This is a genomic window from Kosakonia sp. AG348, assembly GCF_003337365.1.
Taxonomy (GTDB): domain Bacteria; phylum Pseudomonadota; class Gammaproteobacteria; order Enterobacterales; family Enterobacteriaceae; genus Kosakonia.
Genome location: NZ_QPJR01000001.1, coordinates 498,537 through 525,203 on the forward strand (window position 1 = coordinate 498,537; position 26,667 = coordinate 525,203).

Here is a 26,667-nt window from a genome sequence, read left to right on the forward strand (position 1 = left end):
CACGGAATACGATATGACTTCGCGCGTGATTGCACTGGATTTAGACGGTACGCTACTGACCCCGAAAAAAACGCTTCTGCCCTCATCCCTTGAAGCGCTGGCTCGCGCAAAAGCCGCCGGTCATCAACTGATTATCGTGACAGGTCGGCATCATGTTGCCATCCACCCTTTTTATCAGGCACTGGCGCTGGATACACCTGCAATTTGTTGTAATGGCACTTATTTGTATGATTATCATGCAAAAAAAGTGTTAAGCGCCGATCCGTTGCCGGTTTTACAGGCGCAGCAGTTGATCACACTGCTTGCTGAGCACGCGGTTCACGGTCTGATGTACGTCGACAACGCCATGCTGTATGAAAAGCCAACCGGCCATGTTGAGCGCACCAACACCTGGGCGCAACAGTTGCCGCCAGAGCAGCGCCCGGTCTTCCGGCAAGTGGCTTCCCTGCGCACAGCGGCACAGGAGGTAGAGGCTATCTGGAAATTCGCGCTCACCGATACCGACACGCAGAAACTGAAAAATTTTGCCCACCACGTGGAGCAAACGCTGGGGCTGGAGTGCGAATGGTCATGGCATGATCAAGTCGATATCGCCCGCGCGGGCAACAGCAAAGGCAAACGTCTGAGCGAATGGGTGGCGTCACAGGGGCTATCGATGAAGGACGTGGTGGCGTTTGGTGATAACTATAACGATATCAGCATGCTGGAAGCCGCTGGTGTCGGCGTGGCGATGGGCAATGCCGATGACGCGGTAAAAGCCCATGCTAACGTGGTGATTGGCGACAACACCGTCGACAGCATTGCGCAATTTATCTACAAAGAACTGCTGTAAACCCCCGTCCGGATTAGCCGGGTGAAAAGCTTATGCTCCTGCGTCAGGGGCTAATACCGGGCGCGGGCTGATGACCGCCCACAATGCATCGCAGGCGGCGCATCCGGCGATCAGGCGGTTATCGACACGCTTTTGATTTGCGCATATAACCACTGACCCGGCTTCACGGCCAGCTCATCTCTGGCCCACGGACTGATGCGCGCCCACAGGGTGCGGCTGCCTACTTCCAGTTGCACTTCCACCTGGCCGTCGATATCAAAACATTGCGCCACTTTCGCACGCAGAATATTACGGATACTGGTATTCATCGGCGGCTGCAGCACCAGCGAAACATCTGTCGCCTGAATACGGATCCGCAGCGCGCTTTGCAGCGGAAGGTCGACCTTGTTAACCCAAATATGCTGATCACCAAGCGCCAGCGCCGTCATCGCATAGTGCGGATGGTGCTCCAGCACCACCACTTTCAACACGCTACTTTGCTGCTCCGCCGGTAACCACGGGTTCATCACGCGGCTGCCCCAGACATCTTCCAGGCTGCCGAAGGCTTTTACTTCTCCCGCCTCCAGCACCATCACTTTATCTGCCAGATGCAGGATTTCATCCAGGGAGTGGCTGACGTACAGCATTGGAATATTGATCTCCCGGGCCAGCCGTTGCAGGTACGGCAGCAACTCGCGCTTACGAGGAATATCCAGCGACGCCAGCGGTTCATCCAACAGCAGCAATTCCGGCGCGGTTAACAGCGCACGGCCAATCGCCACACGCTGCTTTTCGCCGCCGGAAAGCCCACCGGGTAAACGATCCAGCAACGGTTCAATACCGAGTAACGCCACCAGTTTGTCGAACTGACCAGCCATGGATTTGGCCATGCCGTAACGCAGGTTGCCGCGCACTTTGTAATGGGGAAACAGCCGCGCGTCCTGGAAAACATAGCCGACACGCCGCTTCTCCGGCGGCAGGCAAATCTTGCTTTCGGTATCAAACAGCACGCGATTATTCAGCGCTATCCGCCCTTGCTGTGGGTGTGTCAGGCCGCCAATCGCGTTGATCAACGAGGTTTTCCCGGCGCCCGAAACGCCAAAAATCGCGGTGATGCCGCTGGCAGGCAGCGTTTCAGCAATGCGTAAGCGATGCGTACCCAGTGTCTGGGTGAAATTGAGTTCCAGCATAACTTACCTCCCTGTCCTTTCGCGGCTAATGCGGGCCAGCCATTCGGAAACCAACAGCGAAACCAGTGCCAGCACTATCGAGATAATACATAACCGCGCCGCCGCGCCTTCACCGCCGGGCGTCTGAATCAGGGTGTACATTGCAGAGGGAATGGTGCGGGTTTCGCCCGGAATATTGGAAACAAAGGTGATCGTCGCGCCAAATTCACCCAGTGAACGGGCAAAGGCCAGCACCGTGCCAACGATAATTCCCGGCAAAGTAAGCGGTAACGTAATGGTGAGAAAAACGCGCCAGCGCCCGGCACCTAACGTGCGGGCTGCCTGCTCCAGTTTGGTATCTACGCCCTCCAGCGCCAGACGGATAGCGCGCACCATCAGCGGGAACGACATCACCGCTGCGGCCAGCACCGCGCCGCGCCAGCTAAAGGCAAAGGTGATACCAAACCAGTCATACAACCACTGACCAATGAAACCACGTCGCCCCATCGCCACCAGTAATAAATACCCCACTACCACCGGCGGCAGCACCAGCGGCAGGTGCAGCACACTGTCGAGCAGCGCTTTGCCCGGAAACGTGCAGCGCACCAGCAGCCAGGCAAAAAAGATCCCAAACGGCAAACTGAAAACCACTGCCAGGGATGAGACTTTCAGGCTCAGCAATACCGCCTGCCATTCGGGATCCGTCAATATCATTAGTGCGTAGTAAATCCGTAACGTTTAAAGATTTCAGAAGCCTGCGGGCCTTTCAGATAGTCATAAAACGCCGTTACCGTCGCGTTTTTATGGCCGTCGATAATAGCCAGCGGGTACTCAACTTTTTGGTGTGAATCTTCCGGGAAGGTCCCGACCACTTTCACCCCTTTACTGGCAACCGCGTCCGAGCCGTAGACAATGCCAAGCGGCGCTTCGCTGCGCTCCACCAGCGCCAGCGCACCGCGCACATCTTCCGCCGGAGCCAGCTTCGGCGACAGGGTTTCCCATGCGCCCAGTTTGTTCAACGCTTCTTTGGCATAAATCCCCGCCGGAACATGTTCCGGGTCGCCAACGGCCAGACGCCCGCCTTTCAGCAGACTGTTCCAGTCGGTTTTAGCATTAATAACGATATCGCCCTGCGCACTGTTTTTGGGTGCCACAACCACCAGGCTGTTACCGAGCAGTGTTGCGCGGGTTGCGGTATCGATAGCTTTTTTATCTACTGCGTAATCCATCCATTTCTGATCGGCTGAAATAAACAGATCCGCTGGCGCTCCCGCTTCGATCTGGCGCGCCAGAGTAGAAGAAGAAGCAAACGAGGAGACCACCTCAACGTTTTTCTCTTTTTTATAGGCCGCCGCAATATCCTGCATTGCGTTGGTCAGTGATGCCGCTGCAAAAACGGTAATTTTACCTTCATCCGCCAGCGCATGCCCGGCAACGGAGAGCGTTAATGTCGCCGCGGCAAAAAGGCGTAACCATGTACGTGCCATCTGGAACTCCTGTGAGTGTCGTTATATACGTAAAAACATAACGATATTACCAGAGTTTCCCGGCGGTTAGGTAATACCCATCAAGAATTAGCAACCTATATAAATATATCGGCAGGAAGTAAGGAGATCTTGAATATCTGACAGATAAACGCCCGCGAAAGCGGGCGTTTGCAAGAGAGGATCAGCGTTGCTGACGGCTTTGGTCGCGGCGACCGACGCCAGAAAACACGTTAAACACTTCACCCAGACCATAAATCAGCCCCAGAATAATCGCCATCACGACAGGCACCATGACGACGGCAAACACCAGGCTTTTCAACAACTCAAACATAGTCGTCTCCAGAAATTGTGAACGAGGCATTCTAGCCTGATTCAGGTGATAAACACTCGCCTTTTGTGCGATTGGCCTCGCAGCGTTATGCGCATTCACCGGCATCAGGCTAGGCGTAGTGACGGTTTTCCTTCACAATAGTTCTTTTGCCAGGACATTGCGTAATGCAGGCTGAAATTCTCCTCACACTCAAACTCCAGCAGCGCCTTTTTGCCGATCCGCGCCGTATTTCTCTGCTCAAGCAGATTGTTGAAACCGGCTCCATCAGCCAGGGCGCGAAGAACGCCGGTATCAGTTATAAAAGCGCCTGGGATGCCATTAATGAGATGAACCAACTCAGCGAACAGACGCTGGTTGACCGCGCGACCGGCGGCAAAGGCGGTGGCGGCGCAGTGGTGACGCGCTACGGGCAGCGCTTAATTGAGCTTTACGATCTGCTGGCGCAAATCCAGCAAAAAGCGTTTGACGTGCTGAGTGATGATGACGCCCTGCCTTTAAACAGCCTGCTGGCGGCGATTTCGCGTTTCTCGTTGCAGACCAGCGCCCGCAATCAGTGGTTTGGCACCATTACCGCGCGCGACCACGCCCACGTGCAGCAACATGTCGACGTGCTGCTGGCAGACGGTGAAACCCGCCTCAAAGTCGCTATTACCGCGCAAAGCAGCGAACGCCTGGGCCTCGACGAAGGCAAAGAGGTGCTGGTGCTGCTGAAAGCGCCGTGGGTGAGCATTACGCAGGATGCCAAACGCGCCGCGCAGGCCGATAACCAGCTTACCGGGCGCATCAGCCATATTGAGCGCGGCGAGCAGCAAAGTGAGGTGCTGATGACGCTGCCTGACGGCCAGTTGCTCTGCGCCACCGTGCCGACGCAAGAGATGGATAATTTGCAGGAACAGAGCGAAGTGACCGCATATTTTAATGCCGATCGCGTGATTATCGCCACGTTATGCTAATCGCATTGACAAGATAGCCCATTGCACGTATCCCTGAGTTTCTACGCTGCAATAAATGGGATACATAATGTCATCATTGCAAATTTCGCAAGGCACGTTTCGTCTTAGCGACACCCGCACGCTGCACATTGAACACTTGGCGCTATGCGCTGGCGAAAGCTGGGCTTTTGTCGGCGCGAATGGCAGCGGCAAGTCAGCGCTGGCTCGCGCGCTGGCGGGGGAATTGACCTTACTGAAAGGTGAACGCCAGTGCCAGTTTACCCGCCTCACCCGCCTCTCTTTTGAGCAGTTGCAAAAGCTGGTCATCGACGAGTGGCAGCGCAATAACACCGATATGCTCAGCCCCGATGAAGAGGATACCGGGCGTACCACCGCCGAGATTATTCAGGATGAAGTGCAAGACGCGCAGCGCTGCGCACAACTGGCGGCGCAGTTTGGCATCTCGCATCTGCTGGAGAGGCGCTTTAAATACCTTTCGACCGGCGAAACCCGGAAAACGCTGCTCTGCCAGGCCCTGATGGCCGAACCGGATTTACTGATCCTTGACGAGCCTTTCGACGGGCTTGACGTCCATTCACGCCAGCAACTGGCAGAACTGCTCGCGCGCCTCAATGCTGATGGCTTTACGCTGGTGCTGGTGCTGAACCGCTTTGATGAGATCCCGGACTTCGTACAACACGCCGGGGTTCTGGTGGATTGCTCGCTCACAGAGACCGGAGAAAAAGCAACCCTGCTGCAACAAGCGTTGATCGCCCAGTTAGCCCACAGCGAAAAATTATCCGGTATCACGTTGCCGGAACCGGATGCGCCCCCGGCGCGCGAAACATTGAACGCAGACGCGCCGCTTATCGTGCTGAACGATGGCGTCGTCTCTTATAACGACCGGCCAATCATCGATCACCTTTCATGGACGGTAAAGCCCGGCGAGCACTGGCAGATCGTCGGCCCGAACGGCGCGGGCAAATCGACACTATTAAGCCTGATAACCGGCGATCATCCGCAGGGCTACAGCAACGATTTGTCCCTGTTTGGCCGTCGTCGCGGCAGCGGTGAAACCATCTGGGATATCAAAAAGCATATTGGCTATGTCAGCAGCAGCCTGCATCTGGATTACCGCGTCAGCACCAACGTGCGCAATGTGATCCTCTCTGGCTATTTCGACTCGATTGGCATTTACCAGGCCGTTTCGGATAAGCAGCACAAACTGGCACAGCGCTGGCTGGATATTTTAGGTTTCGATGCGCGCACCGCCGACGCACCGTTTAATAGCCTCTCCTGGGGTCAGCAGCGGCTGGCGCTGATTGTGCGTGCGCTGGTCAAGCACCCAACGCTGCTCATTCTTGATGAACCGTTACAGGGTCTTGATCCTTTAAACCGCCAGCTTATTCGCCGCTTTGTTGATGTATTAATTAGCGAAGGTGAAACCCAGTTGTTATTTGTTTCGCACCACGCCGGAGACGCGCCCGCTTGTATTACCCACCGGCTTGAATTTGTACCAGAGGGCGACGGATATCGTTATCAACTTACACCACAATAATTAGGGGGATGGTTCCATTTCGCCGGATATGATGTAATAGCCCCGCTTTAAATAAGCAACATAATAACGATCTCTGACTGGTCAGTTGGCAACATAAAATTGTCGGCGGCCAGTTTTTGTTATGGCAAGAAAAAAGCCCGTCGATGGACGCCGGGTAAAAAATTACGGGACTATGATGAATCAATTCCTCCGCATGACCCGCGCCATTTCTCTGGCTGCGGCGCTGTTACTGGGTTTCGGCAGTGCCGCTGTCGCCGATGAGAATGCGCAAACACCCGCCTCCGGTCAGGAAGCACAATTAAAGCAAGCCGTTGAAAATATGCAGCGTGCCAGTATTCACGGCCCGCATAAAATTGATCTCGGTAATCAGGCGATTCTGAACCTGCCTGAAGGTTTCGCTTATATTCCATCGCAGCAGGCAGCGGTATTTATGCGTGCGCTGGGCAACCATGTTGATAACAACTCTTTTTATGGGCTGGTATTTAGCAATGATATTTCGGGCTTTGTTTCCATTGAATATGCCAATGCCGGTTATATCAAAGATGACGATGCCAAAGACTGGGACGCCGACGAACTGCTGAGTAATTTGCAGGAGGGCACCAAAGCCGGCAATAAAGAGCGTAGTGAAAAAGGCATCCCGCCAATTGAAGTGTTGGGTTGGGTAGAAAAACCCACCTACGAGGCGGCCACGCATCGCCTGATTTGGTCTGCGGCAATCCGCGATATTGGCAGCAATGTGCCGGAAAAAGAACAAGGGGTTAACTACAACACCTATCTGCTGGGTCGTGAAGGTTATCTGTCGTTAAACCTGGTAACCGATCGCGGCACCGTTGAGCAGGAAAAACCGCTCGCCAAAACGTTACTCAATGCCGTGACCTTTAACGACGGCAAAAAATACAGCGATTTTAATGCTTCTACCGACAAGATTGCCGAATATGGCCTGGCGGCGCTGATTGGCGGCCTGGCGGCAAAAAAACTGGGCCTGCTGGCGCTTATCGGTGTGACGCTGCTGAAGTTCTGGAAACTTGGCCTGATCGCCGTGGCAGCATTCGGCATGGGTGTGAAAAAAATGCTGTTTCGCAAAAAAGCCGAGTAAGCCATGAGCATGCTCTTGCTGCTGCTTAAAGGGGCCAGCCTCGGGAAGTTTTTCCTTTCCGGGGCCACCATGCTGCTGTCGATCGCTACCTATGCGCTCGCCTTCGGCTGGCCTTATGCGACAGGGTTTGTGGTGCTGCTGTTTTGCCATGAGCTGGGACACTATCTGGCGGCGCGTCAACGTGGTTTAGCGACGGGATTACCGATGTTTATCCCCTTCGTGGGTGCCTGGATCACGTTGAAAGATGAACTGCCAGATGCGGAAACCGAAGCCTGGGTCGGCATTGCCGGCCCGCTGCTCGGCTCGCTTGCCGCCCTCGGTTGCTACTATCTGGCGGAGTATTTCCACAGTTCGCTATTGATGGCGGTGGCCTATTCAGGTTTTGTGCTTAATCTGTTTAACCTGATCCCCGTGCCACCGCTGGATGGCGGGCGCATTACCGTCGCCATCTCGCGCAAGATCTGGTATCTGGGCATTCCCGTACTGCTGGGTTTCTTTTATCTTCACCCGAGCCCGCTGTTACTGCTGGTGTGCTTTCTCGCGGCATCACAAATCTGGGCACGGCGCCATGATCAACCGAATCTCGACACGCTGACCCCTGGCAAACGTCTGGAATATACGCTTTTGTACTTCGGGCTGATTGCCTGGCTCTCCCTGATGACTTATAACCTCCACGAGGCGTTATCCGGCTTTCGCTGACGCCGCCTGCGTTGCTGCACCGCAGTGACACCATTTTTAAGACTTTTTACTTGCGTCGGACGAACCCCGCTATTGCGGGGTTTTTCTGGCGTTTACCCCACAAACCGGCTGGCAGAAAATTGAGTGTAAACGATTCCACTAATTTATCCCATGTCACAGTTTTCACCTCTCTGTTATGCTAAGGTTTGTTCATATCAAATGCTTTATGGAGGGAAATATGCGAGTTCTGGTTACAGGTGGTAGCGGTTACATTGGAAGTCATACCTGCGTCCAACTGCTGCAAAACGGCCACGACGTTATCATTCTCGACAATCTCTGTAACAGTAAGCGCAGCGTGCTCAATGAGATTGAGCGCTTTGGCGGAAAAGCCGCGCTGTTCGTTGAAGGCGACATTCGCGATGAAGCGCTGCTCGCAGAGATCCTGCACGATCATGCTATTGAAGCGGTGATTCATTTCGCCGGGCTGAAAGCCGTTGGTGAATCCGTAGCGAAGCCGCTGGAGTATTACGACAACAACGTCAACGGCACGTTGCGCCTGATTAACGCGATGCGCGCCGCGAATGTTAAAAACTTCATTTTCAGCTCCTCCGCCACCGTTTACGGCGACCAGCCGAAAATCCCTTACGTGGAAAGCTTTCCGACCGGCACGCCGCAAAGTCCCTATGGTAAAAGCAAGCTGATGGTGGAACAGATCCTCACCGACCTGCAAAAAGCGCAGCCGGAGTGGAGCATTGCGCTGCTGCGCTATTTCAACCCGGTTGGCGCCCATCCGTCAGGCGATATGGGCGAAGATCCGCAGGGCATCCCGAACAACCTGATGCCGTATATCGCCCAGGTTGCGGTTGGCCGCCGCGATTCACTGGCAATTTTCGGCAGTGATTACCCGACGCCAGACGGCACCGGCGTGCGGGATTACATCCATGTGATGGATCTGGCGGACGGGCATGTTGCGGCCATGCAACAACTGGCCGGCAAACCGGGCGTGCATATTTATAACCTTGGCGCGGGCGTCGGCAGCAGCGTGCTGGATGTGGTGAACGCCTTCAGTAAAGCCTGCGGCAAACCGGTGGCCTGGCACTATGCGCCGCGCCGCGAGGGCGATCTCCCGGCTTACTGGGCCGATGCCAGCAAAGCGGATAAAGAGCTGAACTGGCGCGTAACCCGTACGCTTGACGAAATGGCAGAAGATACCTGGCGCTGGCAGTCACGCCACCCGCAGGGCTATCCCGATTAAAGGAATGGTAATGACGCAATTTAATCCGGTCGATCACCCGCATCGCCGTTATAACCCGCTGACCGGCCAGTGGATCCTGGTTTCTCCGCACCGCGCAAAACGCCCCTGGCAAGGGGCGCAAGAGACGCCTGCGAAACAAACCCTGCCGGCGCACGATCCGGACTGTTTCCTCTGCCCGGGCAATACCCGCGTAACCGGGGATAAAAATCCGGATTACACCAGCACTTATGTGTTCACCAACGACTTCGCCGCGTTGATGACCGATACGCCAGACGCGCCGGTAAGCGACGATCCGCTGATGCGCAGCCAGAGTGCGCGCGGCACCAGCCGGGTGATTTGTTTCTCGCCGGATCACAGCAAAACGCTGCCGGAACTGAGCGTGGATGCGCTGGAAGCGGTGGTGAAAACCTGGCAACAGCAAACCGCTGAGCTGGGCCAGCAGTACCCGTGGGTACAGGTGTTTGAAAATAAAGGTGCGGCGATGGGTTGTTCCAACCCGCATCCGCACGGGCAAGTCTGGGCCAACAGCTTCCTGCCGAATGAAGTGGATCGTGAAGATCGCCTGCAACGCGACTATTTCGCCCGGTATCACTCCCCGATGTTGCTGGACTACGTAAAGCGCGAGCTGAACGATGGCAGCCGTACGGTGGTGGAAACGGAGCACTGGCTGGCAGTCGTTCCTTACTGGGCGGCGTGGCCGTTTGAAACCTTGCTGCTGCCGAAAGCGCAGGTACAGCGCATCACTGATTTAAGCGATGAACAGCGCCGCGATTTAGCGCTGGCATTGAAAAAACTGACCAGCCGTTATGACAACCTGTTCCAGTGCTCGTTCCCCTACTCGATGGGCTGGCACGGCGCGCCATTTAACGGCGAAGAGAATGACCACTGGCAACTGCACGCGCATTTCTACCCGCCGCTGCTGCGCTCCGCCACGGTGCGTAAATTTATGGTCGGCTATGAAATGCTGGCCGAAACCCAGCGTGACCTGACGGCGGAGCAAGCCGCCGAACGTCTGCGCGCGGTCAGTGATATCCATTTTCGCGAATCCGGAGAATAACAATGAGTCTGAAAGAGAACACACAATCCCTGTTTGCTGAAAAATTCGGCTACCCTGCCACCCACACAATTCAGGCACCGGGTCGTGTGAACCTGATTGGCGAACACACCGACTATAACGACGGTTTTGTTCTGCCGTGCGCCATTGATTACCAGACGGTGATCAGCTGCGCACCGCGTACTGACCGCATCGTTCGGGTAATTGCCGCCGATTATGACAACCAGAGCGATGAGTTCTCGCTGGATGCGCCAATTGTGACCCACGACAGCCAGCAGTGGTCGAACTACGTGCGCGGCGTGGTAAAACACCTGCAAAAACGCGATGCCAGTTTTGGCGGCGCGGATCTGGTTATCAGCGGCAATGTGCCACAGGGTGCGGGCCTGAGTTCTTCTGCCTCGCTGGAAGTGGCGGTCGGTACGGTGTTCCAGCAGCTTTATCATCTGCCGCTGGATGGCGCGCAAATTGCCCTCAATGGTCAGGAAGCGGAAAACCAGTTTGTCGGCTGTAACTGCGGCATCATGGATCAGCTTATCTCGGCGCTGGGCAAAAAAGGCAGCGCGCTGCTGATCGATTGCCGTTCGCTTGGCACCAAAGCGGTGTCGATGCCGGAAGGCGTGGCGATCGTCATCATTAACAGTAACTTTAAACGCACCCTGGTTGGCAGCGAGTACAACACGCGCCGCGAGCAGTGCGAAACCGGCGCGCGCTTCTTCCAGCAAAAAGCGCTGCGCGATGTCAGCATTGATCAGTTCAATGCGGTGGCGCATGAGCTGGATCCGCTGGTCGCCAAACGCGTGCGCCACGTGCTGACCGAAAACACCCGTACCGTGGAAGCCGCGGCTGCGCTGGAGAAAGGCGATCTGCAACGCATGGGCGTGCTGATGGCAGAATCCCACGCATCAATGCGTGATGATTTTGAAATTACCGTCCCGCAGATCGATACGCTGGTTGAGATTGTCAAAACGACCATTGGTGACCAGGGCGGCGTGCGCATGACCGGCGGCGGTTTCGGCGGTTGCATCGTCGCGCTGATGCCAGAAAACCTCGTACCGGCAGTCAAAAAGGCTGTTGAGAGCCAGTACGAAGCGAAAACCGGTATCAAAGAAACCTTCTATGTTTGCAAACCTTCACAGGGAGCAGGACAGTGCTAAACGAAGCTTCTGCAGCAGCCCCGGACGGGCTGCCCTTTCGCCTGATCACCCTGCGCAATAGCGCCGGGATGGTGGTGACATTGATGGACTGGGGCGCGACGCTGTTATCTGCGCGCGTACCGTTAAAAGATGGTTCCGTGCGTGAAGCGCTGCTGGGCTGCGCCACACCGGAACACTACCTGCAACAGACAGCGTATCTCGGCGCGTCGGTCGGCCGTTACGCCAACCGTATTGCCAAAAGCCGGTTCACGCTGGATGGCCACACCTATACGTTGACGCCCAGCCAGGGTGAAAACCAGCTGCATGGCGGCCCGGAAGGGTTCGATAAACGGCGCTGGTTGATAGAGCGGCAAAATGATAACGAAGTGGTCTTTGTCCTGAATTCAGCGGATGGCGACCAGGGATTCCCGGGTAACGTTCATACCCGGGCGCATTTCCGACTCGGCGACGATAACCGTCTCGCCATTGAATACCGGGCAACGACTGACAAACCGTGCCCGATCAACCTGACTAACCACGCTTATTTTAACCTTGATGGTGAGCAGTCGGATGTTCGCAACCACACGTTGCAACTGCTCGCGGATGCTTATCTACCGGTCGATGAGATGGGCATTCCGACAGACGGGTTAAAAGACGTTGAGCGGACCAGTTTTGATTTCCGTACCCCGAAAACCGTGGCGCAGGATTTTCTGGCTGAGGACGATCAGCGCGTGGTGAAAGGTTACGACCATGCTTTTTTATTGCAGGCAAAAGGCGACGTCAGCCAGCCCGCCGCGCAGTTGTGGTCGGCGGACAAACAGCTGCAAATGACGGTGTATACCAGCGCGCCTGCGCTCCAGTTCTATTCCGGTAATTATCTGGAAGGAACGCCTGCGCGCGGCGGCAAAACCTATGACGCGTGGCAGGGCCTGGCGCTGGAGAGCGAGTTTTTGCCCGACAGCCCGAACCGTCCGGATTTCCCGCAGCCGGACTGCTTCTTACTGCCTGGCGACGTTTATGTCAGCCTGACGGAATACCACTTTATTGCGCAGTAATCCCCCCGCCCTCCTGCCGGAGGGCTTTTTTTACCCGTTTTGCTGAAATATGCGCCACTTATCGACAAAACCATAACCCCTGATTCACAAGCACCTTACACTCGGCGGCTATTTTCGCTATGGTTAAGGGTAACCGTTGCCGGGAGCACCTCCACGGCAATATAATGAGAATTGTTATCATTCAATCAGGCTCACAGGAGTAAGTGTATGGCTGTTACTAAGCTGGTTCTGGTTCGTCATGGCGAAAGCCAGTGGAACAACGAAAACCGCTTCACCGGTTGGTACGATGTTGATCTGTCCGAAAAAGGCGTTGGCGAAGCAAAAGCGGCAGGCAAACTGCTGAAAGAGGAAGGCTACACCTTCGATTTTGCTTATACCTCTGTGCTGAAACGTGCCATCCATACGCTGTGGAACGTGCTGGACGAGCTGGATCAGGCGTGGTTACCGGTAGAGAAAAGCTGGAAACTCAACGAGCGTCATTACGGTGCGTTGCAGGGTCTGAACAAAGCTGAAACCGCTGAAAAATATGGTGACGAGCAAGTTAAACAGTGGCGTCGTGGCTTTGCTGTTACACCGCCGGCGCTGACCAAAGATGACGAACGTTACCCGGGTCACGATCCGCGCTACGCAAAACTGACCGATGCCGAGCTGCCGCAGACCGAAAGCCTGGCGCTGACCATCGATCGCGTGATCCCTTACTGGAACGACACCATTCTGCCGCGCCTGAAAAGCGGTGAGCGCGTGATCATCGCCGCTCACGGTAACTCCCTGCGCGCGCTGGTGAAATACCTCGATAACATGAGCGAAGAAGAGATCCTCGAACTGAACATCCCGACTGGCGTACCGCTGGTTTACGAGTTCGACGAAAACTTCAAACCGTTGAAACACTACTACCTGGGTAACGCAGACGAGATCGCTGCAAAAGCTGCTGCGGTAGCAAACCAGGGTAAAGCGAAGTAAGTTTTCGCTGATAAAAAAAGCGTGGAAAATTCCACGCTTTTTTATTTGTGCAACCGTTAACTGCGGCGCGCTTTCACTGCCGCCGCGAGCTGGCGCAAAATAGTTTCGGTATCGTCCCAGCCGATGCAGGCGTCGGTAACACTTTTACCGTACACCAGCGGTTCACCGCTCTCCAGGCTCTGGTTGCCTTCCACCAGATGGCTTTCAATCATCACACCGATAATGGCTTTTTCACCGCTTGCGATCTGCTGGCACACATCCGCGCCCACTTCCATTTGCTTCTTGAACTGCTTGCTGGAGTTAGCATGACTGAAGTCAATCATCACCTGCGGCTCCAGGCCCGCTTTCTGCAGACCCACTTTTACTTCCGCGACATGTTTCGCGCTGTAGTTTGGCTCTTTACCGCCGCGCAGAATGATGTGGCAATCACCGTTACCGGCGGTGTTTACAATGGCGGAGTGGCCCCATTTGGTGACGGATAAGAAGCAGTGCGGCGCACCTGCGGCGTTAATCGCGTCAATGGCGACTTTAATGGTGCCATCGGTGCCGTTTTTGAACCCCACCGGGCATGAGAGGCCGGAAGCCAGCTCGCGATGCACCTGCGATTCCGTCGTACGCGCGCCAATCGCTCCCCAGCTCATCAGATCGGCCATGTATTGCGGGGTGATCATATCGAGGAACTCCCCCGCCGCCGGTAAACCGCTGTCATTAATTTCCAGCAGCAGCTTACGCGCAATACGCAAACCGTCGTTAATCCGGAAACTGTTATCCATGTGCGGATCGTTAATCAGCCCTTTCCAGCCCACTGTGGTACGCGGTTTTTCGAAGTAAACGCGCATAACGATTTCTAAATCGTCTTTTAACGCTTCACGCAAAGCCAGCAGGCGCGAAGCATACTCTTTCGCCGCCGCAGGATCGTGAATGGAGCACGGACCGATAACCACCAGCAGACGATCATCATTTCCACGCAGGATTTTATGAATCGCTTTGCGGGCATGCGAAACCGTATTGGCGGCGGTTTCAGTGGCGGGAAATTTTTCAAGGAGTGCTACTGGAGGTAATAACTCATTGATCTCTTTAATACGTAAATCGTCGTTCTGATAATTCATGTTCGTTCCAGTCTGGCCATACTTTTTTTGATGAATGCAATCTTTCCAATCTATCTCGTCGGCGGCGAAGTGTAAACGCGATTTTACACTTCGACCGGATAATTCCTGGAATGCGGCCAAATCGCGTTAAAAAGTAGCGAGTGGTGATATCAGCGCTACACTTTTTAACTGTTAACACTACTATTTTTCATTTTATCGCTATTCTATGCTGCCATACCGCGCATGAATGGTATCTTTAACCACTGAGCGTGATAATTCGTTCGCGCTGCTTTTACCAGCCTCAACGGCGGTAAAAACGACCGGAACAGGAGCATCATGATGAAAATGAATAAATTAGCGACACTTTTACTGACGACGACGCTGACTTTCGCAGGTGGCGCAGCCTACGCGGCCGACGCAGCCTCTTCTACCGAGAGTAACGGTGATGCCAATGCCGCAGCGGCTGCAGGCCAACCGGCACCGGACGCCAAACAGAATGTTGCGCCAAACAATGTGGATAACAGCCAGATCAACAGCGGTAGCATGAATACCAACTCGACCTCTCAACACAGCGCTAAGCAGCATATGAGCAAAGATCAGGTGCATAAAAACACCATGTGTAAAGATGGCCGCTGCCCGGATGTGAACAAAAAGGTTGAAACCGAAAGCGGTAACAACCATAGCGTCGATAAGAAAACCGACGGCACAACCCAGTAAAATCCGGTGCATTAATCATCAGGGAGAGCTTCGGCTCTCCTTACTTTTTTCTCTCCCGTCTCCCCCGCAAACTGAAAAATCTGTAATGATGTAAGGCGTTAAAATAATTACAAGGAACGACCTGTCCATGGCGCATTCACACTCGCACACTCCCGCTGATGCCAACGCCCGCCGCCTGCTGCTGGCGTTTATCGTTACTGCCGTTTTTATGGTTATCGAAGTGGTCGGCGGCCTGGTTTCCGGATCGCTGGCGCTGCTGGCCGATGCCGGCCATATGCTGACGGACGCCGCCGCGCTGCTTTTTGCGTTATTAGCGGTTTACTTTGCGCGCCAGCCACCCAGCGCTAACCGTACGTTTGGCTGGCTACGTTTGACCACGCTTGCAGCATTCATCAATGCGCTGGCGCTGGTGCTGATTACCGTGTGGATTGTCTGGGAAGCGATTCAGCGTTTCACCCATCCGCAGCCCGTTGCAGGCTTAACCATGATGGTGATTGCGATTGCCGGGCTTGTGGCCAACGTGCTGGCGTTCTGGTTACTGCACCGGGGAAGCGAGGAGAAGAACCTGAATGTCCGTGCTGCCGCACTGCATGTGCTGGGGGACTTACTCGGTTCTGTCGGAGCCATCGCTGCGGCACTGGTGATTTTGTTCACCGGCTGGACGCCGATTGACCCGATACTTTCGGTGCTGGTTTCCGCGCTGGTGTTACGCAGCGCCTGGCGGCTAATGAAAGAGAGCGTTAACGAGTTGCTGGAAGGTGCGCCGGGCTCGATGGATATTGGCGCGCTACAGCGACATCTGCGACGTGCTATTCCGGAGGTGCGTGATGTTCACCACGTGCATGTCTGGCTGGTGGGTGAAAAACCGCTCATGACGCTGCATGTGCAGGTGATCCCACCGCGCGACCATGACAAGCTGCTGGGTGAGATCCACCACTTTCTGGCACATCATTATGAGATTGAGCATGCAACGGTGCAGATGGAGTACCAGCCCTGTAGCGGGCCAGACTGCCATCTGGGCGAGGCGCAGCCTGAGCACCACCATTCACACTCGCATTAATGCGAAAGCGCGTGAGAACCCCGCTCACGCGCGCTGTTAATCCACATTCTACTGCCGTTAAGAGCGATAAAGGTCAGGATCAGATACTCCAGCGACATCGCCCAGACGCCCTGCAGTGCGAAAATCACCACGCTTATCACGTTAATCACCACCCACAGCAGCCAGTTCTCAACGTATTTGCGCGTCATCAGGATCATCGCCACGATGGAGAGCACCATCATGCAGGAGTCCCAGAACGGGAACGCATCGGGCTGCAATTGCGGCATGACCACATTCAGCCCTAAGGTTTGCATGACGGCCACGGCAATTTTCGTCAGGAATGCAAAGACCAGATCGATAAAGAAAGTCATCAAACCAATCGCCACCACGCATACCGCCAGCCAGCTCATCGCTTTGGGTAACGGTAGCCAGCGGATTTGCAATTCAGCTTCATTCTGCGAGGTTTGCCGTGACCAGGCATACCAGCCATAAATGTTGGCGGCAAAGAAAAACAGCTGCAGCAGTAAGCTGGCATACAGCTGGATCTGGAAGAAAATAATCGCAAACAGCGTCACGTTGATCAGACCAAACGCGTAATTACTGATCTTCTCAAGGCTGGCGAGCCAGATACACAATAAACCGGCCAGTGTGCCTGTGGCTTCAATCCATGAAAGATCGTACCCACCGGTGCCAATCGGGATATGCACCAGGATGTTCTGCGTACTAAAAAAATCCATTCTTTCCCCACAGCGTATTGCTACGCATTGATTATTCACTAAGAACGTAGTGTAGCCGCAAAATCGAGCATACGGTTAAGCGGCAGCAGCGCGCCTTCACGCAGCGCGGCATCAACGTGGATTTCATGCTCCGCGCCACCATTTTCCAGGCTTTCAGCGATAGCTTTCAGACCGTTCATCGCCATCCATGGGCAATGCGCGCAACTGCGGCACGTCGCCCCCTCACCCGCGGTTGGCGCTTCCAGTAACTCTTTTTCCGGCACGGCCTGCTGCATTTTGTAAAAGATACCGCGATCGGTCGCGACGATAAGTTGCTTATTCGGCAGTGTTTTTGCCGCAGCGATAAGCTGGCTGGTTGAGCCGACTGCATCTGCCAGATTCACGACTGACTGCGGCGATTCAGGATGCACGAGGATGGCAGCATCAGGATAGAGCGCTTTCATGCGCGTCAGCGCCTGCGTTTTAAATTCGTCATGCACGATGCACGCACCCTGCCAGCACAGCACATCCGCACCAGTCTGTTTTTGTACATAGTTGCCGAGATGACGATCCGGAGCCCAGATAATTTTCTCGCCAAGGCTGTCGAGATGCTCAATTAACTCTACCGCAATACTTGAGGTTACAACCCAGTCGGCACGCGCTTTCACGGCAGCAGAGGTGTTGGCGTAAACCACCACGGTGCGATCCGGGTGCGCATCGCAAAAGGCGCTGAACTCTTCAACCGGACAGCCGAGATCAAGCGAGCATTCCGCATGCAATGTCGGCATCAGGATGGTTTTTTCAGGGCTGAGGATTTTGGCGGTTTCCCCCATAAAACGTACGCCAGCCACCAGCAGCGTTGAGGCGGAATGTCTGGCACCGAAACGCGCCATCTCCAGTGAATCAGAGATACAACCGCCGGTCTCCTCCGCCAGTTGCTGAATTTCCGGGTCGGTATAGTAGTGTGCAACCATCACCGCATCCCGCTCTTTGAGCAAGCGCTTGATTTTCTCGCGGTAAAACTGCTTCTCGTGCAGGTTTAGCGGTGCGGGTTTAGGCGGGAACGGATAGATTGCGGTTTCAGGATCAAACATTACGCTCATCATGCTTACTCGTTTTGCTTGCTTAACTTAATTACCAGAACAACGCAAATGCGTGACGTCATTAGCGCACCGGTGTTTTATATACTAAACAAGATAGCTGATTGGACAAAAAATGTCGTGGGGAATTTTTGTGGAATAGCAGAAAGCAAAAAAGCGCTGCCGGCGCCATATTTATAGTGGTGGGTGACCGCTTTGCTCGCCCTTCGGGTCGTCGCCGCAAGCGGCGACCTTGTCTCACTACGTGAGACCCGAACCTGCTGCAGAGTTACTCATTTCATCCTGAGACTCGTCCTGCGGTCCAACGCTGCGCGCTGTTCAAAATTGATCCTGACAATTTTGTCGAATCTTCAACTCCGGCAGAAAGCAAAAAAGCGCCTTTAGGGCGCTTTTTTACATTGGTGGGTCGTGCAGGATTCGAACCTGCGACCAATTGATTAAAAGTCAACTGCTCTACCAACTGAGCTAACGACCCCTTTCGGGATTGTTCTTCGAAGTTAACCGGCGCCAATATGATGTTAAATTGGTGGGTCGTGCAGGATTCGAACCTGCGACCAATTGATTAAAAGTCAACTGCTCTACCAACTGAGCTAACGACCCATACGGGTAGCGACTTCGAAGATAATTTTATCTGTGACCACATTACGTGGCTGATCGTGCAGGATGGCTCGCTTTTAGCCGGACGCTGCTGACGCAACGTTATCCTTCACGTTTAACACCATTGGATGGATGTTAAATTGGTGGGTCGTGCAGGATTCGAACCTGCGACCAATTGATTAAAAGTCAACTGCTCTACCAACTGAGCTAACGACCCGAGTGGTGGGTGATGACGGGATCGAACCGCCGACCCCCTCCTTGTAAGGGAGGTGCTCTCCCAGCTGAGCTAATCACCCGATACTACGCTGGATACTGCTTTACGTGGTGGGTCGTGCAGGATTCGAACCTGCGACCAATTGATTAAAAGTCAACTGCTCTACCAACTGAGCTAACGACCCACTTTGCGTTGCTTCTGGTCTGTATGATATCCCTTGGCAACGGCGGCATATATTACTGATTTAAGAATTCAGCGCAACAACAATTTCGATGAATATCACTTAACTGCTTATGATTCATGCGACAAGACCAGAAAAAGCTCGATTTCTGGTCATGTGCTATGCATTACATCGAACCAAGACGTTTTTGCGCTTGTTTAGCACCTTCGGTACCAGGGTATTTACTGACCACCTGCTGGTAGACCGCTTTCGCTTTTGCTGTATCCCCTTTGTCTTGCATAATCACGCCGACCTTGTACATAGCGTCTGGCGCTTTAGGCGACTTCGGGAAATTTTTCACCACTGAAGCGAAGTAATAAGCAGCATCGTCTTTTTTGCCCTTGTTGTAATTCAACTGCCCGAGCCAGTAGTTGGCATTCGGTATGTAGGTTGAATCAGGGTATTTTTTGACGAAATTCTGGAATGCAGCGATAGCTTCATCCTGGTGGGATTTATCCTGCACCAGCGCAACCGCAGCATTGTAATCGGTATTGGCATCACCACTTTGTACGGGCGCGCCAGTATTCGCCGCCCCCGTGTTGGCACCAGAATCCGCTGCCGGAGCCTGCGTTGCCGCCCCGCTCTGATCGCCGGATGTCTGCTGCGTCTGCCCCGCCGCACCGCCACTGCTAAGATTGCCTATCTGCTGCAAAATTTGCTGTTGGCGTTCAACCACCTGGTTCAGTTGATATTGATTTTCCTGGATTTGCCCACGAAGCGTATCAATATCGGCCTGATTATCGGAGAGTTGTTGCTGGAGTTGAGTTAAAAGCTGGCTGTGAGCATTGGAAATACGCTCGAGTTGAGTGACGCGGTCTTCGACCGAGCCTGAGCCGACACTACTGATTGGCGCCTGAGCATTAGCGGCCCAGGGGGCCGCTATGCCAACCAGTAACGACAGACTCAACAGATGATGTCTGAAGTTACTGCTCATGCAATTCTCTTAGTAAACCAGTACGGCGCGACGGTTTTTAGCGTAAGCCGCTTCGTCGTGACCCAGTACTGCAGGTTTTTCTTTACCGTAAGAAACGATGGAGATCTGGTCAGCGGAAACGCCTTTACCCTGCAGGTACATTTTAACGGCGTTAGCACGACGTTCGCCCAGGGAGATGTTGTATTCCGGAGTACCACGTTCGTCAGCGTGACCTTCAACGGTAACTTTGTAGGACGGGTTGCTACGCAGGAAGTTAGCGTGAGCATCCAGCATCGCTGCGAAGTCAGAACGGATGTCATATTTGTCCAGATCGAAGTAAACAATGTTGTTCTGCTGCAGTTGTTGCATTTGCAGACGCGCTTGTTCTTCGGAGGACATGTTACCGCTACCGTTCATGCCAGTGCCAGCACCCATCATGCCTTCGCCGCTCTGGTCGCTTGCATTCTTGTGAGAAGAACATGCAGCGATCGCCATTACAGGCAGAGCCAGCATCAGGCCTTTCAGCACTTTGTTCAGTTGCATTTCTTTGATTCCTTTATAATCAATTATTTATTATTACAGATACGGAGACCAGGCAGGGAATTTAACCTGTCCATCAGTCGCCGGAATACGCGCTTTGAAACGCCCATCTGTAGAAACCAGATTCAGCACGGATCCCATCCCCTGAGAAGAGCTGTAGATTACCATTGTGCCGTTAGGTGCCAGACTTGGCGTTTCATCCAGGAACGTTGACGTCAGAACCTGTACGCCACCCGCTTCCAGATCTTGTTTAGCGATGTGCTGCTGACCACCGTCAGAGCTAACCATCACCATAAATTTGCCGTCGCTGCTGATATCCGCGTCCTGGTTCTGAGAACCCTGCCATGAGATACGCTGTGCTGCGCCGCCATTAAGACCCACTTTATAAACCTGCGGACGCCCAGCCTGGTCAGAAGTGAATGCCAGGGTTTGGCTATCCGGGAACCAGGTCGGCTCCGTATTGTTGCTGCGACCATCGGTCACCTGGCGGATCTGGCCAGAACCAATGTCCATTACGTAAATGTTCAGGCTACCGGTTTTCGACAGTGCGAATGCCAGTTTAGAACCGTCCGGCGAGAACGCCGGTGCGCCGTTGTGACGCGGGAACGAAGCAACCTGACGAACACTGCCGTTAGCCAGTGTCTGGATAACCAGTGCAGAACGACCGCTTTCAAACGTCACGTATGCCAGTTTTGAGCCATCTGGTGACCATGCCGGAGACATCAGCGGCTGCGGAGATTTATGCACCAGGAACTGGTTGTAACCGTCATAGTCGGAAACGCGCAGTTCATACGGGAACTGGCTGTTAGCGGTCTGCACAACATAAGCAATACGGGTACGGAACGCGCCTTTAATGCCGGTCAGTTTCTGGAACACTTCGTCACTGGCAGCGTGAGCGGCGTAACGCAGCCACTGTTTGTTCACTTTAAAGGAGTTTTGCGCCAGTACCGTTCCCGGTGCGCCACCGGTATCCACCAGCTGATAAGCGACATTGTAGCTGCCATCAGGATTCGGGGTCACCTGGCCGACAACCACCGCGTCAATGCCCAGAGCTGACCACGCTGCTGGCTGCACTTCCTGAGCGCTGCCAGGCTGCTGCGGCAGACGTGAACGATCGAGTGGATTGAATTTGCCGCTGTTGCGCAGATCCGCAGCAACGATACCACCAGCATCCTCAGGCGCAGCGCCAGGCCCAGCCCACTGGAAAGGCACAACGCCGATCGGGCGTGCCGAGTCCACCCCCTGGGTGATCTCGATACGTACTTCTGCGTGCAGCACAGCTGCCCACAGCATTAGAAAACCAAATGCAACACGTAATGCCTGCTTCATCATATCTCCCTTATCCGGGCGGAAAACCCGCGATAATTTAGCAGAATTTTAACAAACTCAATAGACAATACTATCAATGCTCAATGTCAACCGTAGCTGCTGATCTACCCTTGTAAAGGAAAGAACATTACAGTTTGAAGTCTAACTTGGCATCTTTTACTCGTTCATAAACAGCCTGGCTCGGCGGTTTAGGAATTCTGGCCGTTTTAGCGGCAGTCAATGCAGCCTGGCATAAGGCAGGATCGCCACCTTCCGAAGTAATATCACGCAGCGTTCCATCAGGTCCGAGATTAATATGGAGAACGCAAGACTTACCACGGTACAAATCTGATCCGTAAAGACGGCTTTCAATCGCGACCTGGATTTGTTTTGCATACGCACTAATATCCGTACCTGTTGCACCACCATTAGCGCCGGATTGTCCTGAATCTTTTGCTGGCTGGCCATTCCCTTTCGCTCCACCACCCGTTTTCGGTGCATTCTTACCGGAGCTTAAATCACCAAACAGATCGTCAACGCCTGCGGCATCTGCTTTCTCGGCGGCGGCTTTCTTGGCGGCTGCGGCCTTCTCTGCAGCCGCTTTTTTATCGGCAGCGGCTTTTGCTGCTGCAGCTTTTTTCTCGGCGGCAGCTTTTTCAGCGGCGGCTTTTTCGGCTGCAGCCTTTTCAGCAGCCGCTTTCTCCGCTGCGGCGGCTTTCTCCGCTGCCGCTTTTTCGGCGGCAGCTTGTTTAGCCGCTTCAGCCTGCGCTTTTTTCGCGGCTTCGGCCTCGGCTTTTTTCTTCGCATCAGCAGCTGCTTTCGCCGCTTCCGCTTCGGCTTTTTTCTGTGCGTCTGCGGCAGCTTTCGCGGCTTCGGCTTCCGCTTTTTTCTTCGCGTCGGCAGCCGCTTTCTTCGCAGCTTCTTCTGCTGCTTTTGCCTGCGCGTCCGCTTTTGCTTTTGCGTCAGCTGCGGCTTTCGCGGCCGCCTCTTCAGCTTGTTTCTGCTGCTGTTGAGCCTGTTTTGCCGCCTCTTCCGCTTTTTTCTGCTGCTCAGCCTGTTCGCGCGCCGCTTCCTGCGCCTGTAAACGCTCCTGCTCCAGCTGTTTTAAATGCTCCTGCTCGGCAGCCTGCTTTTCACGCAGCTCTTCCGCTTGCTGTTGCGCCTGTTTTTCACGCTGCTCTTTGGCGCGCTGCGCACTGGCTTGCTGCTGCTGCTGGCGGTTGTAATTTTCCACCACAGCGCCCGGATCGACCATCACCGCATCAATCGCAGAGCCACCGCCACCGCCTGAAGAAGCATCAATATGCTCATCAAACGAGCTCCAGATCAGCAGCGCCACAAGAATTACGTGTAGCACAGCCGAAATGATTATTGCTCGCTTAAGCTTGTCGTTTTGTACGGTTGCCTTTGACACTCTCGGTTCCCAAAAACTGTCCGCCTGTTAAGCCGGTGCTCAGATAGGCTGCGTCATCAAGCCGACTGATTTCACACCCGCGCTATGTAACAGGTTCAGCGCTTTAATGATTTCATCGTACGGCACATCTTTCGCCCCGCCGATTAAGAACACGGTTTTCGGATTGGATTGCAGGCGACGCTGCGCCTCCGCAATCACCTGCTCCGGCGGCAGTTGATCCATACGATCTTTTTCCACCACCACGCTGTACTGTCCGATACCGGAAACCTCAATAATGACCGGAGGATCGTCATTGGTACTGACGGTTTGCGACTGTGTCGCATCCGGCAGATCAACCTCTACGCTTTGCGTAATGATCGGTGCCGTCGCCATAAAGATCAGCAGCAGCACCAGCAACACGTCCAGCAACGGTACGATGTTGATTTCAGACTTGAGGTCACGACGGCCCCGTCCACGCGATCTGGCCATGGCTTACTCCTTGCTGCTGTCGCTGCTGGCAAATGCCTGGCGATGCAGAATAGCCGTGAACTCTTCCATAAAGTTGTCGTAATTCAGTTCCAGTTTGTTCACACGCTGGTTCAGTCGGTTATAAGCCATAACCGCAGGAATGGCTGCAAACAGACCGATAGCTGTTGCGATCAACGCTTCGGCGATACCAGGCGCAACCATTTGCAGCGTAGCCTGCTTCACCGCGCCCAGCGCGATAAAGGCATGCATGATCCCCCATACCGTACCGAACAGGCCGATATACGGGCTAATAGAACCTACGGTACCAAGGAAAGGAATATGGTTTTCCAGCGTTTCCAGTTCGCGGTTCATCGAAATACGCATCGCTCTTGATGCCCCTTCAACAATCGCTTCTGGCGCGTGGCTATTTGCGCGGTGCAGACGGGCAAACTCTTTGAAACCGCTATAAAAAATTTGTTCCGAACCGCTTAAATTATCACGGCGTCCCTGGCTTTCCTGATACAGACGAGACAGTTCAATACCGGACCAAAACTTGTCTTCGAAGGCTTCCGCTTCGCGCCCTGCAGCGTTGAGGATGCGCGTTCTCTGGATAATAATGGCCCAGGATGCGATAGAAAAACCAATCAAAATCAACATGATAAGTTTGACCAGAAGGCTAGCCTTCAGGAACAAATCAAGGATGTTCATGTCAGTCACTGCTTAAACTCCGCGACAATAGACTTGGGAAGCGCACGAGGCTTCATTAAGAGTGGATCAACACAGACAATCAGCGCTTCAGCTTCGTTCAGCACTTTATTCTCTGCATTGACAATCCGCTGCGAGAAAACCATCGAGGTTCCGCGCATTGATGTAATTTCCGTTTGGACTTCGAGCATGTCGTCGAGTCTGGCGGGTGCAAAATACTCCAACGTCATTTTGCGTACCACTAACGCAATGCGTTCAGCCAGCAGAGCCTGTTGACTCAAGTGATGGTGACGCAGCATCTCAGTGCGGGCTCTTTCATAAAAAGCAACGTAGTTGGCATGGTAAACCATGCCACCGACATCGGTATCTTCGTAATAGACCCGAACCGGCCATCGAAACAGCGTTGTATTCACTTTACATCCCGGTAATGCAAAAAAAGTTAGAGCTTTTAAACTTCGCTACTATACGCGCGGGCAAGATGCTTTGGAATGGGTTGAGGTAAACGGAGAGTAAAAATTTATGGGCTTTTGCAAGCCCATGAGGATAGCGGATATTTCTTATTCAAAAGAAGAAGAAAACAAGCCCGGCAAGCATTACGACAAAAGCGACTGGCGGGCAGAAAAAACCCTGCCAGTGAAGCGCGCGCGGGCGAAAGCCAACACCGTGAACAACACCGGCGCATACCGCCCACATTAATAACAGCCCGTGCCAAATCTCCAGCTCGCTGGTTTTGGCCGCGAAACGGGAGGGATCCCAGAAGATACAGCCCGCCAGCAGTAATGCCATTATTAAGGAAAGGGCCCTTAACGGGCCCTTGTCCATTACCGCATAGAGTTTTGCGATAATTTTTTCCATCAGTGTTCTTCTTTCCCGGCTTTGGTCGCTTCAACATGTTCCAGCGCCAGCGCGGTAATCACTCCGAAAGCACAGGCAAGAAGCGTTCCTAAAATCCATGCGAAATACCACATATTCTGCTCCTTACTTAATACATAGAGTGGGTATTGCTTTCAATGTGCTCTTTGGTGATGCGACCGAACATTTTCCAGTAACACCAGATGGTGTAAAGCAGGACAATCGGTACAAAAACCAGCGCCACATAGGTCATCAAGTTCAGCGTCAGCTGCGTCGATGTCGCGTCCCACATGGTCAGGCTTGCTTTCAGCATGGTGCTTGACGGCATGATGAACGGGAACATCGCGATACCCGCAGTCAGGATGATGCATGCCAGCGTCAGTGAAGAGAACACGAACGCCCAGGCGGCTTTATCCAGACGCGCCGTCAGCACGGTCAGCAGTGGCAACACCACACCCAGCGCCGGCACCAGCCACAACACAGGCATGTTGTTGAAGTTAGTCAGCCAGGCTCCCGCCTGTACCGCCACTTCTTTGGTCAACGGGTTAGACGCGGCATGATGATCTATCGCGGAAGTCACCACGTAACCGTCGATACCGTAAACCACCCACACGCCCGCCAGTGCGAAGCAAACCAGCGTAACCAGCGCGGCAATTTGCACCGTGGCACGGGCACGCAGATGCAGTTCGCCAACGGTACGCATTTGCAGGTATGTCGCGCCCTGGGTCAGGATCATCGCCACGCTCACCACGCCGGCCAACAGACCAAACGGATTCAGCAACTGGAAGAAGTTACCGGTGTAGAACAGGCGCATATCGTTATCAAGATGGAACGGCACACCCTGCAGCAGGTTGCCGAATGCCACACCGATCACCAACGGCGGAACAAAGCTGCCGATGAAAATGCCCCAGTCCCACATGCCACGCCAGCGCATATCTTCAATCTTCGAGCGGTAATCAAAACCAACCGGACGGAAGAACAGTGAAGCGAGCACAAGGATCATCGCCACATAAAAACCGGAGAACGCGGCAGCGTAAACCATCGGCCAGGCCGCAAACAGCGCGCCACCAGCGGTGATCAGCCAAACCTGGTTACCGTCCCAGTGCGGCGCGATGGAGTTGATCATCACGCGGCGTTCGGTGTCGCTACGACCCAGCACGCGGGTCAACATCCCCACGCCCATGTCGAAGCCGTCGGTGACCGCAAAACCAATCAGCAGAATGCCAACCAGCAGCCACCAGATAAAACGTAATATTTCATAATCAATCATTTGACGAC

29 protein-coding genes and 5 tRNA genes are annotated in these 26,667 nt (G+C 54.0%); 12 read left to right on the forward strand and 22 right to left on the reverse strand.

The genetic code is table 11. The annotated features are described in order from the left end of the window. Window positions 1–13: 13 nt before the first annotated feature. Complete coding sequence (locus tag DFO56_RS02530; RefSeq protein ID WP_045514001.1) at window positions 14–832, forward strand: pyridoxal phosphatase; 819 nt, start codon at window positions 14–16, stop codon at window positions 830–832. A 110-nt stretch (window positions 833–942) separates the two neighbouring features. On the opposite strand, the gene modC is transcribed toward DFO56_RS02530, so the two are convergent. The 4 genes from modC to DFO56_RS02550 all read right to left on the reverse strand — a co-directional run bounded on the left by modC (window position 943) and on the right by DFO56_RS02550 (window position 3,798). Beyond that, window positions 943–2,001 carry a molybdenum ABC transporter ATP-binding protein ModC gene (gene modC, locus DFO56_RS02535; RefSeq protein WP_045513997.1) on the reverse strand — a complete coding sequence of 353 codons (1,059 nt, stop codon included), beginning with the start codon at window positions 1,999–2,001 and terminating at the stop codon, window positions 943–945. A 3-nt stretch (window positions 2,002–2,004) separates the two neighbouring features. Continuing rightward, window positions 2,005–2,694, reverse strand: coding sequence for a molybdate ABC transporter permease subunit (gene modB / locus DFO56_RS02540; RefSeq protein WP_020457082.1), 690 nt, complete (start codon window positions 2,692–2,694; stop codon window positions 2,005–2,007). Beyond that, window positions 2,694–3,467, reverse strand: a complete 774-nt coding sequence (modA, locus tag DFO56_RS02545; protein WP_045513994.1) for a molybdate ABC transporter substrate-binding protein — start codon at window positions 3,465–3,467, stop codon at window positions 2,694–2,696. Before modA ends, modB begins: the two co-directional genes overlap by 1 nt. A 181-nt stretch (window positions 3,468–3,648) precedes the next feature. Next, window positions 3,649–3,798 carry an AcrZ family multidrug efflux pump-associated protein gene (locus tag DFO56_RS02550; RefSeq protein ID WP_017455971.1) on the reverse strand — a complete coding sequence of 50 codons (150 nt, stop codon included), beginning with the start codon at window positions 3,796–3,798 and terminating at the stop codon, window positions 3,649–3,651. 164 nt (window positions 3,799–3,962) lie between these two features. Between DFO56_RS02550 and modE the strand changes: the two genes are divergently transcribed. From modE to gpmA, 9 genes are all read left to right on the forward strand, one after another. Beyond that, on the forward strand, window positions 3,963–4,751 hold the full coding sequence (modE, locus tag DFO56_RS02555) for a molybdenum-dependent transcriptional regulator (RefSeq protein WP_045513991.1): 789 nt from the start codon (window positions 3,963–3,965) through the stop codon (window positions 4,749–4,751). Between the two features lie 67 nt (window positions 4,752–4,818). After that, window positions 4,819–6,288 (forward strand): molybdate ABC transporter ATP-binding protein ModF, encoded by a 1,470-nt coding sequence (gene modF / locus DFO56_RS02560; RefSeq protein ID WP_045513988.1) that lies wholly within the window; start codon window positions 4,819–4,821, stop codon window positions 6,286–6,288. Window positions 6,289–6,463: 175 nt separating this feature from the next. After that, entirely contained in the window at window positions 6,464–7,384 is a 921-nt protein-coding gene (locus DFO56_RS02565) for a DUF2167 domain-containing protein (protein ID WP_045513985.1), read from the forward strand. 3 nt (window positions 7,385–7,387) lie between these two features. After that, complete coding sequence (locus tag DFO56_RS02570) at window positions 7,388–8,083, forward strand: site-2 protease family protein (RefSeq protein WP_233500364.1); 696 nt, start codon at window positions 7,388–7,390, stop codon at window positions 8,081–8,083. Between the two features lie 217 nt (window positions 8,084–8,300). Continuing rightward, window positions 8,301–9,317, forward strand: coding sequence for a UDP-glucose 4-epimerase GalE (gene galE / locus DFO56_RS02575; protein WP_020457076.1), 1,017 nt, complete (start codon window positions 8,301–8,303; stop codon window positions 9,315–9,317). A gap of 10 nt (window positions 9,318–9,327) precedes the next feature. Then, window positions 9,328–10,374, forward strand: coding sequence for a galactose-1-phosphate uridylyltransferase (gene galT / locus DFO56_RS02580; protein WP_045513981.1), 1,047 nt, complete (start codon window positions 9,328–9,330; stop codon window positions 10,372–10,374). Between the two features lie 2 nt (window positions 10,375–10,376). After that, entirely contained in the window at window positions 10,377–11,525 is a 1,149-nt protein-coding gene (gene galK / locus DFO56_RS02585; protein ID WP_045513978.1) for a galactokinase, read from the forward strand. Continuing rightward, the gene (galM, locus tag DFO56_RS02590) at window positions 11,519–12,559 is read left to right on the forward strand and encodes a galactose-1-epimerase (RefSeq protein WP_020457073.1); all 1,041 of its coding nucleotides are present in this window, start codon (window positions 11,519–11,521) and stop codon (window positions 12,557–12,559) included. Before galK ends, galM begins: the two co-directional genes overlap by 7 nt. Before the next feature lie 207 nt (window positions 12,560–12,766). Beyond that, a complete protein-coding gene (gene gpmA, locus DFO56_RS02595) occupies window positions 12,767–13,519 on the forward strand; it encodes a 2,3-diphosphoglycerate-dependent phosphoglycerate mutase (protein WP_020457072.1) in 753 nt (250 codons plus the stop codon). A gap of 56 nt (window positions 13,520–13,575) precedes the next feature. Here gpmA and aroG read toward each other — a convergent pair whose 3' ends face one another. After that, window positions 13,576–14,628, reverse strand: coding sequence for a 3-deoxy-7-phosphoheptulonate synthase AroG (gene aroG / locus DFO56_RS02600; protein ID WP_045513975.1), 1,053 nt, complete (start codon window positions 14,626–14,628; stop codon window positions 13,576–13,578). Window positions 14,629–14,946: 318 nt separating this feature from the next. Between aroG and DFO56_RS02605 the strand changes: the two genes are divergently transcribed. Further along, window positions 14,947–15,324, forward strand: a complete 378-nt coding sequence (locus DFO56_RS02605) for a protein YbgS (protein WP_045513972.1) — start codon at window positions 14,947–14,949, stop codon at window positions 15,322–15,324. A gap of 127 nt (window positions 15,325–15,451) precedes the next feature. After that, the gene (gene zitB, locus DFO56_RS02610; protein ID WP_045513969.1) at window positions 15,452–16,384 is read left to right on the forward strand and encodes a CDF family zinc transporter ZitB; all 933 of its coding nucleotides are present in this window, start codon (window positions 15,452–15,454) and stop codon (window positions 16,382–16,384) included. Here the strand turns inward: zitB and pnuC are convergent. The 17 genes from pnuC to cydB all read right to left on the reverse strand — a co-directional run bounded on the left by pnuC (window position 16,381) and on the right by cydB (window position 26,659). Next, window positions 16,381–17,100, reverse strand: a complete 720-nt coding sequence (gene pnuC / locus DFO56_RS02615; RefSeq protein WP_045513967.1) for a nicotinamide riboside transporter PnuC — start codon at window positions 17,098–17,100, stop codon at window positions 16,381–16,383. The two genes, zitB and pnuC, sit on opposite strands and share 4 nt — an antisense overlap. A gap of 38 nt (window positions 17,101–17,138) precedes the next feature. Continuing rightward, complete coding sequence (gene nadA, locus DFO56_RS02620; RefSeq protein ID WP_045514069.1) at window positions 17,139–18,182, reverse strand: quinolinate synthase NadA; 1,044 nt, start codon at window positions 18,180–18,182, stop codon at window positions 17,139–17,141. Between the two features lie 396 nt (window positions 18,183–18,578). Beyond that, window positions 18,579–18,654: transfer RNA gene (locus tag DFO56_RS02625), tRNA-Lys, on the reverse strand. A 49-nt stretch (window positions 18,655–18,703) separates the two neighbouring features. Then, window positions 18,704–18,779 (reverse strand) — tRNA-Lys (locus tag DFO56_RS02630). A 138-nt stretch (window positions 18,780–18,917) separates the two neighbouring features. After that, window positions 18,918–18,993: transfer RNA gene (locus DFO56_RS02635), tRNA-Lys, on the reverse strand. Window positions 18,994–18,996: 3 nt separating this feature from the next. After that, window positions 18,997–19,072: transfer RNA gene (locus DFO56_RS02640), tRNA-Val, on the reverse strand. A gap of 26 nt (window positions 19,073–19,098) precedes the next feature. Continuing rightward, window positions 19,099–19,174 (reverse strand) — tRNA-Lys (locus DFO56_RS02645). Window positions 19,175–19,337: 163 nt separating this feature from the next. Beyond that, window positions 19,338–20,144, reverse strand: a complete 807-nt coding sequence (gene cpoB / locus DFO56_RS02650; protein ID WP_020457066.1) for a cell division protein CpoB — start codon at window positions 20,142–20,144, stop codon at window positions 19,338–19,340. 9 nt (window positions 20,145–20,153) lie between these two features. Further along, the gene (pal, locus tag DFO56_RS02655; protein ID WP_017455955.1) at window positions 20,154–20,666 is read right to left on the reverse strand and encodes a peptidoglycan-associated lipoprotein Pal; all 513 of its coding nucleotides are present in this window, start codon (window positions 20,664–20,666) and stop codon (window positions 20,154–20,156) included. 33 nt (window positions 20,667–20,699) lie between these two features. Continuing rightward, entirely contained in the window at window positions 20,700–21,992 is a 1,293-nt protein-coding gene (tolB, locus tag DFO56_RS02660; RefSeq protein WP_020457065.1) for a Tol-Pal system beta propeller repeat protein TolB, read from the reverse strand. Window positions 21,993–22,119: 127 nt separating this feature from the next. Further along, a complete protein-coding gene (tolA, locus tag DFO56_RS02665) occupies window positions 22,120–23,385 on the reverse strand; it encodes a cell envelope integrity protein TolA (protein WP_045509048.1) in 1,266 nt (421 codons plus the stop codon). 39 nt (window positions 23,386–23,424) lie between these two features. Beyond that, window positions 23,425–23,853, reverse strand: a complete 429-nt coding sequence (gene tolR / locus DFO56_RS02670; RefSeq protein ID WP_020457063.1) for a colicin uptake protein TolR — start codon at window positions 23,851–23,853, stop codon at window positions 23,425–23,427. 3 nt (window positions 23,854–23,856) lie between these two features. Further along, window positions 23,857–24,549: a Tol-Pal system protein TolQ gene (gene tolQ, locus DFO56_RS02675; RefSeq protein WP_044489595.1), complete on the reverse strand. Its 693-nt coding sequence runs from the start codon at window positions 24,547–24,549 to the stop codon at window positions 23,857–23,859. Continuing rightward, entirely contained in the window at window positions 24,546–24,950 is a 405-nt protein-coding gene (gene ybgC, locus DFO56_RS02680) for a tol-pal system-associated acyl-CoA thioesterase (protein WP_020457061.1), read from the reverse strand. Before ybgC ends, tolQ begins: the two co-directional genes overlap by 4 nt. 148 nt (window positions 24,951–25,098) lie before the next feature. Continuing rightward, window positions 25,099–25,392 carry a cyd operon protein YbgE gene (gene ybgE, locus DFO56_RS02685; protein ID WP_020457060.1) on the reverse strand — a complete coding sequence of 98 codons (294 nt, stop codon included), beginning with the start codon at window positions 25,390–25,392 and terminating at the stop codon, window positions 25,099–25,101. Beyond that, window positions 25,392–25,505, reverse strand: a complete 114-nt coding sequence (gene cydX / locus DFO56_RS02690) for a cytochrome bd-I oxidase subunit CydX (protein ID WP_004100325.1) — start codon at window positions 25,503–25,505, stop codon at window positions 25,392–25,394. The genes ybgE and cydX overlap by 1 nt, the downstream gene beginning before the upstream one ends. 14 nt (window positions 25,506–25,519) lie before the next feature. Further along, window positions 25,520–26,659 carry a cytochrome d ubiquinol oxidase subunit II gene (cydB, locus tag DFO56_RS02695; protein WP_020457059.1) on the reverse strand — a complete coding sequence of 380 codons (1,140 nt, stop codon included), beginning with the start codon at window positions 26,657–26,659 and terminating at the stop codon, window positions 25,520–25,522. Window positions 26,660–26,667: the final 8 nt, after the last annotated feature.

What these genes read in the sequence shown, in the direction of transcription:
- DFO56_RS02565 (WP_045513985.1), top strand. Translation starts at nt 6,464, where the DNA reads ATGAATCAATTCCTCCGCATGACCCGCGCCATTTCTCTGGCTGCGGCG.
- modC (WP_045513997.1), bottom strand. Translation starts at nt 2,001, where the DNA reads ATGCTGGAACTCAATTTCACCCAGACACTGGGTACGCATCGCTTACGC.
- galT (WP_045513981.1), top strand. Translation starts at nt 9,328, where the DNA reads ATGACGCAATTTAATCCGGTCGATCACCCGCATCGCCGTTATAACCCG.
- DFO56_RS02605 (WP_045513972.1), top strand. Translation starts at nt 14,947, where the DNA reads ATGAAAATGAATAAATTAGCGACACTTTTACTGACGACGACGCTGACT.
- DFO56_RS02530 (WP_045514001.1), top strand. Translation starts at nt 14, where the DNA reads ATGACTTCGCGCGTGATTGCACTGGATTTAGACGGTACGCTACTGACC.
- cydX (WP_004100325.1), bottom strand. Translation starts at nt 25,505, where the DNA reads ATGTGGTATTTCGCATGGATTTTAGGAACGCTTCTTGCCTGTGCTTTC.
- cydB (WP_020457059.1), bottom strand. Translation starts at nt 26,659, where the DNA reads ATGATTGATTATGAAATATTACGTTTTATCTGGTGGCTGCTGGTTGGC.
- nadA (WP_045514069.1), bottom strand. Translation starts at nt 18,182, where the DNA reads ATGAGCGTAATGTTTGATCCTGAAACCGCAATCTATCCGTTCCCGCCT.
- DFO56_RS02570 (WP_233500364.1), top strand. Translation starts at nt 7,388, where the DNA reads ATGAGCATGCTCTTGCTGCTGCTTAAAGGGGCCAGCCTCGGGAAGTTT.
- modA (WP_045513994.1), bottom strand. Translation starts at nt 3,467, where the DNA reads ATGGCACGTACATGGTTACGCCTTTTTGCCGCGGCGACATTAACGCTC.
- modE (WP_045513991.1), top strand. Translation starts at nt 3,963, where the DNA reads ATGCAGGCTGAAATTCTCCTCACACTCAAACTCCAGCAGCGCCTTTTT.
- tolB (WP_020457065.1), bottom strand. Translation starts at nt 21,992, where the DNA reads ATGAAGCAGGCATTACGTGTTGCATTTGGTTTTCTAATGCTGTGGGCA.
- ybgE (WP_020457060.1), bottom strand. Translation starts at nt 25,392, where the DNA reads ATGGAAAAAATTATCGCAAAACTCTATGCGGTAATGGACAAGGGCCCG.
- aroG (WP_045513975.1), bottom strand. Translation starts at nt 14,628, where the DNA reads ATGAATTATCAGAACGACGATTTACGTATTAAAGAGATCAATGAGTTA.
- galE (WP_020457076.1), top strand. Translation starts at nt 8,301, where the DNA reads ATGCGAGTTCTGGTTACAGGTGGTAGCGGTTACATTGGAAGTCATACC.
- zitB (WP_045513969.1), top strand. Translation starts at nt 15,452, where the DNA reads ATGGCGCATTCACACTCGCACACTCCCGCTGATGCCAACGCCCGCCGC.
- pal (WP_017455955.1), bottom strand. Translation starts at nt 20,666, where the DNA reads ATGCAACTGAACAAAGTGCTGAAAGGCCTGATGCTGGCTCTGCCTGTA.
- cpoB (WP_020457066.1), bottom strand. Translation starts at nt 20,144, where the DNA reads ATGAGCAGTAACTTCAGACATCATCTGTTGAGTCTGTCGTTACTGGTT.
- tolR (WP_020457063.1), bottom strand. Translation starts at nt 23,853, where the DNA reads ATGGCCAGATCGCGTGGACGGGGCCGTCGTGACCTCAAGTCTGAAATC.
- galK (WP_045513978.1), top strand. Translation starts at nt 10,377, where the DNA reads ATGAGTCTGAAAGAGAACACACAATCCCTGTTTGCTGAAAAATTCGGC.
- modF (WP_045513988.1), top strand. Translation starts at nt 4,819, where the DNA reads ATGTCATCATTGCAAATTTCGCAAGGCACGTTTCGTCTTAGCGACACC.
- modB (WP_020457082.1), bottom strand. Translation starts at nt 2,694, where the DNA reads ATGATATTGACGGATCCCGAATGGCAGGCGGTATTGCTGAGCCTGAAA.
- gpmA (WP_020457072.1), top strand. Translation starts at nt 12,767, where the DNA reads ATGGCTGTTACTAAGCTGGTTCTGGTTCGTCATGGCGAAAGCCAGTGG.
- pnuC (WP_045513967.1), bottom strand. Translation starts at nt 17,100, where the DNA reads ATGGATTTTTTTAGTACGCAGAACATCCTGGTGCATATCCCGATTGGC.
- DFO56_RS02550 (WP_017455971.1), bottom strand. Translation starts at nt 3,798, where the DNA reads ATGTTTGAGTTGTTGAAAAGCCTGGTGTTTGCCGTCGTCATGGTGCCT.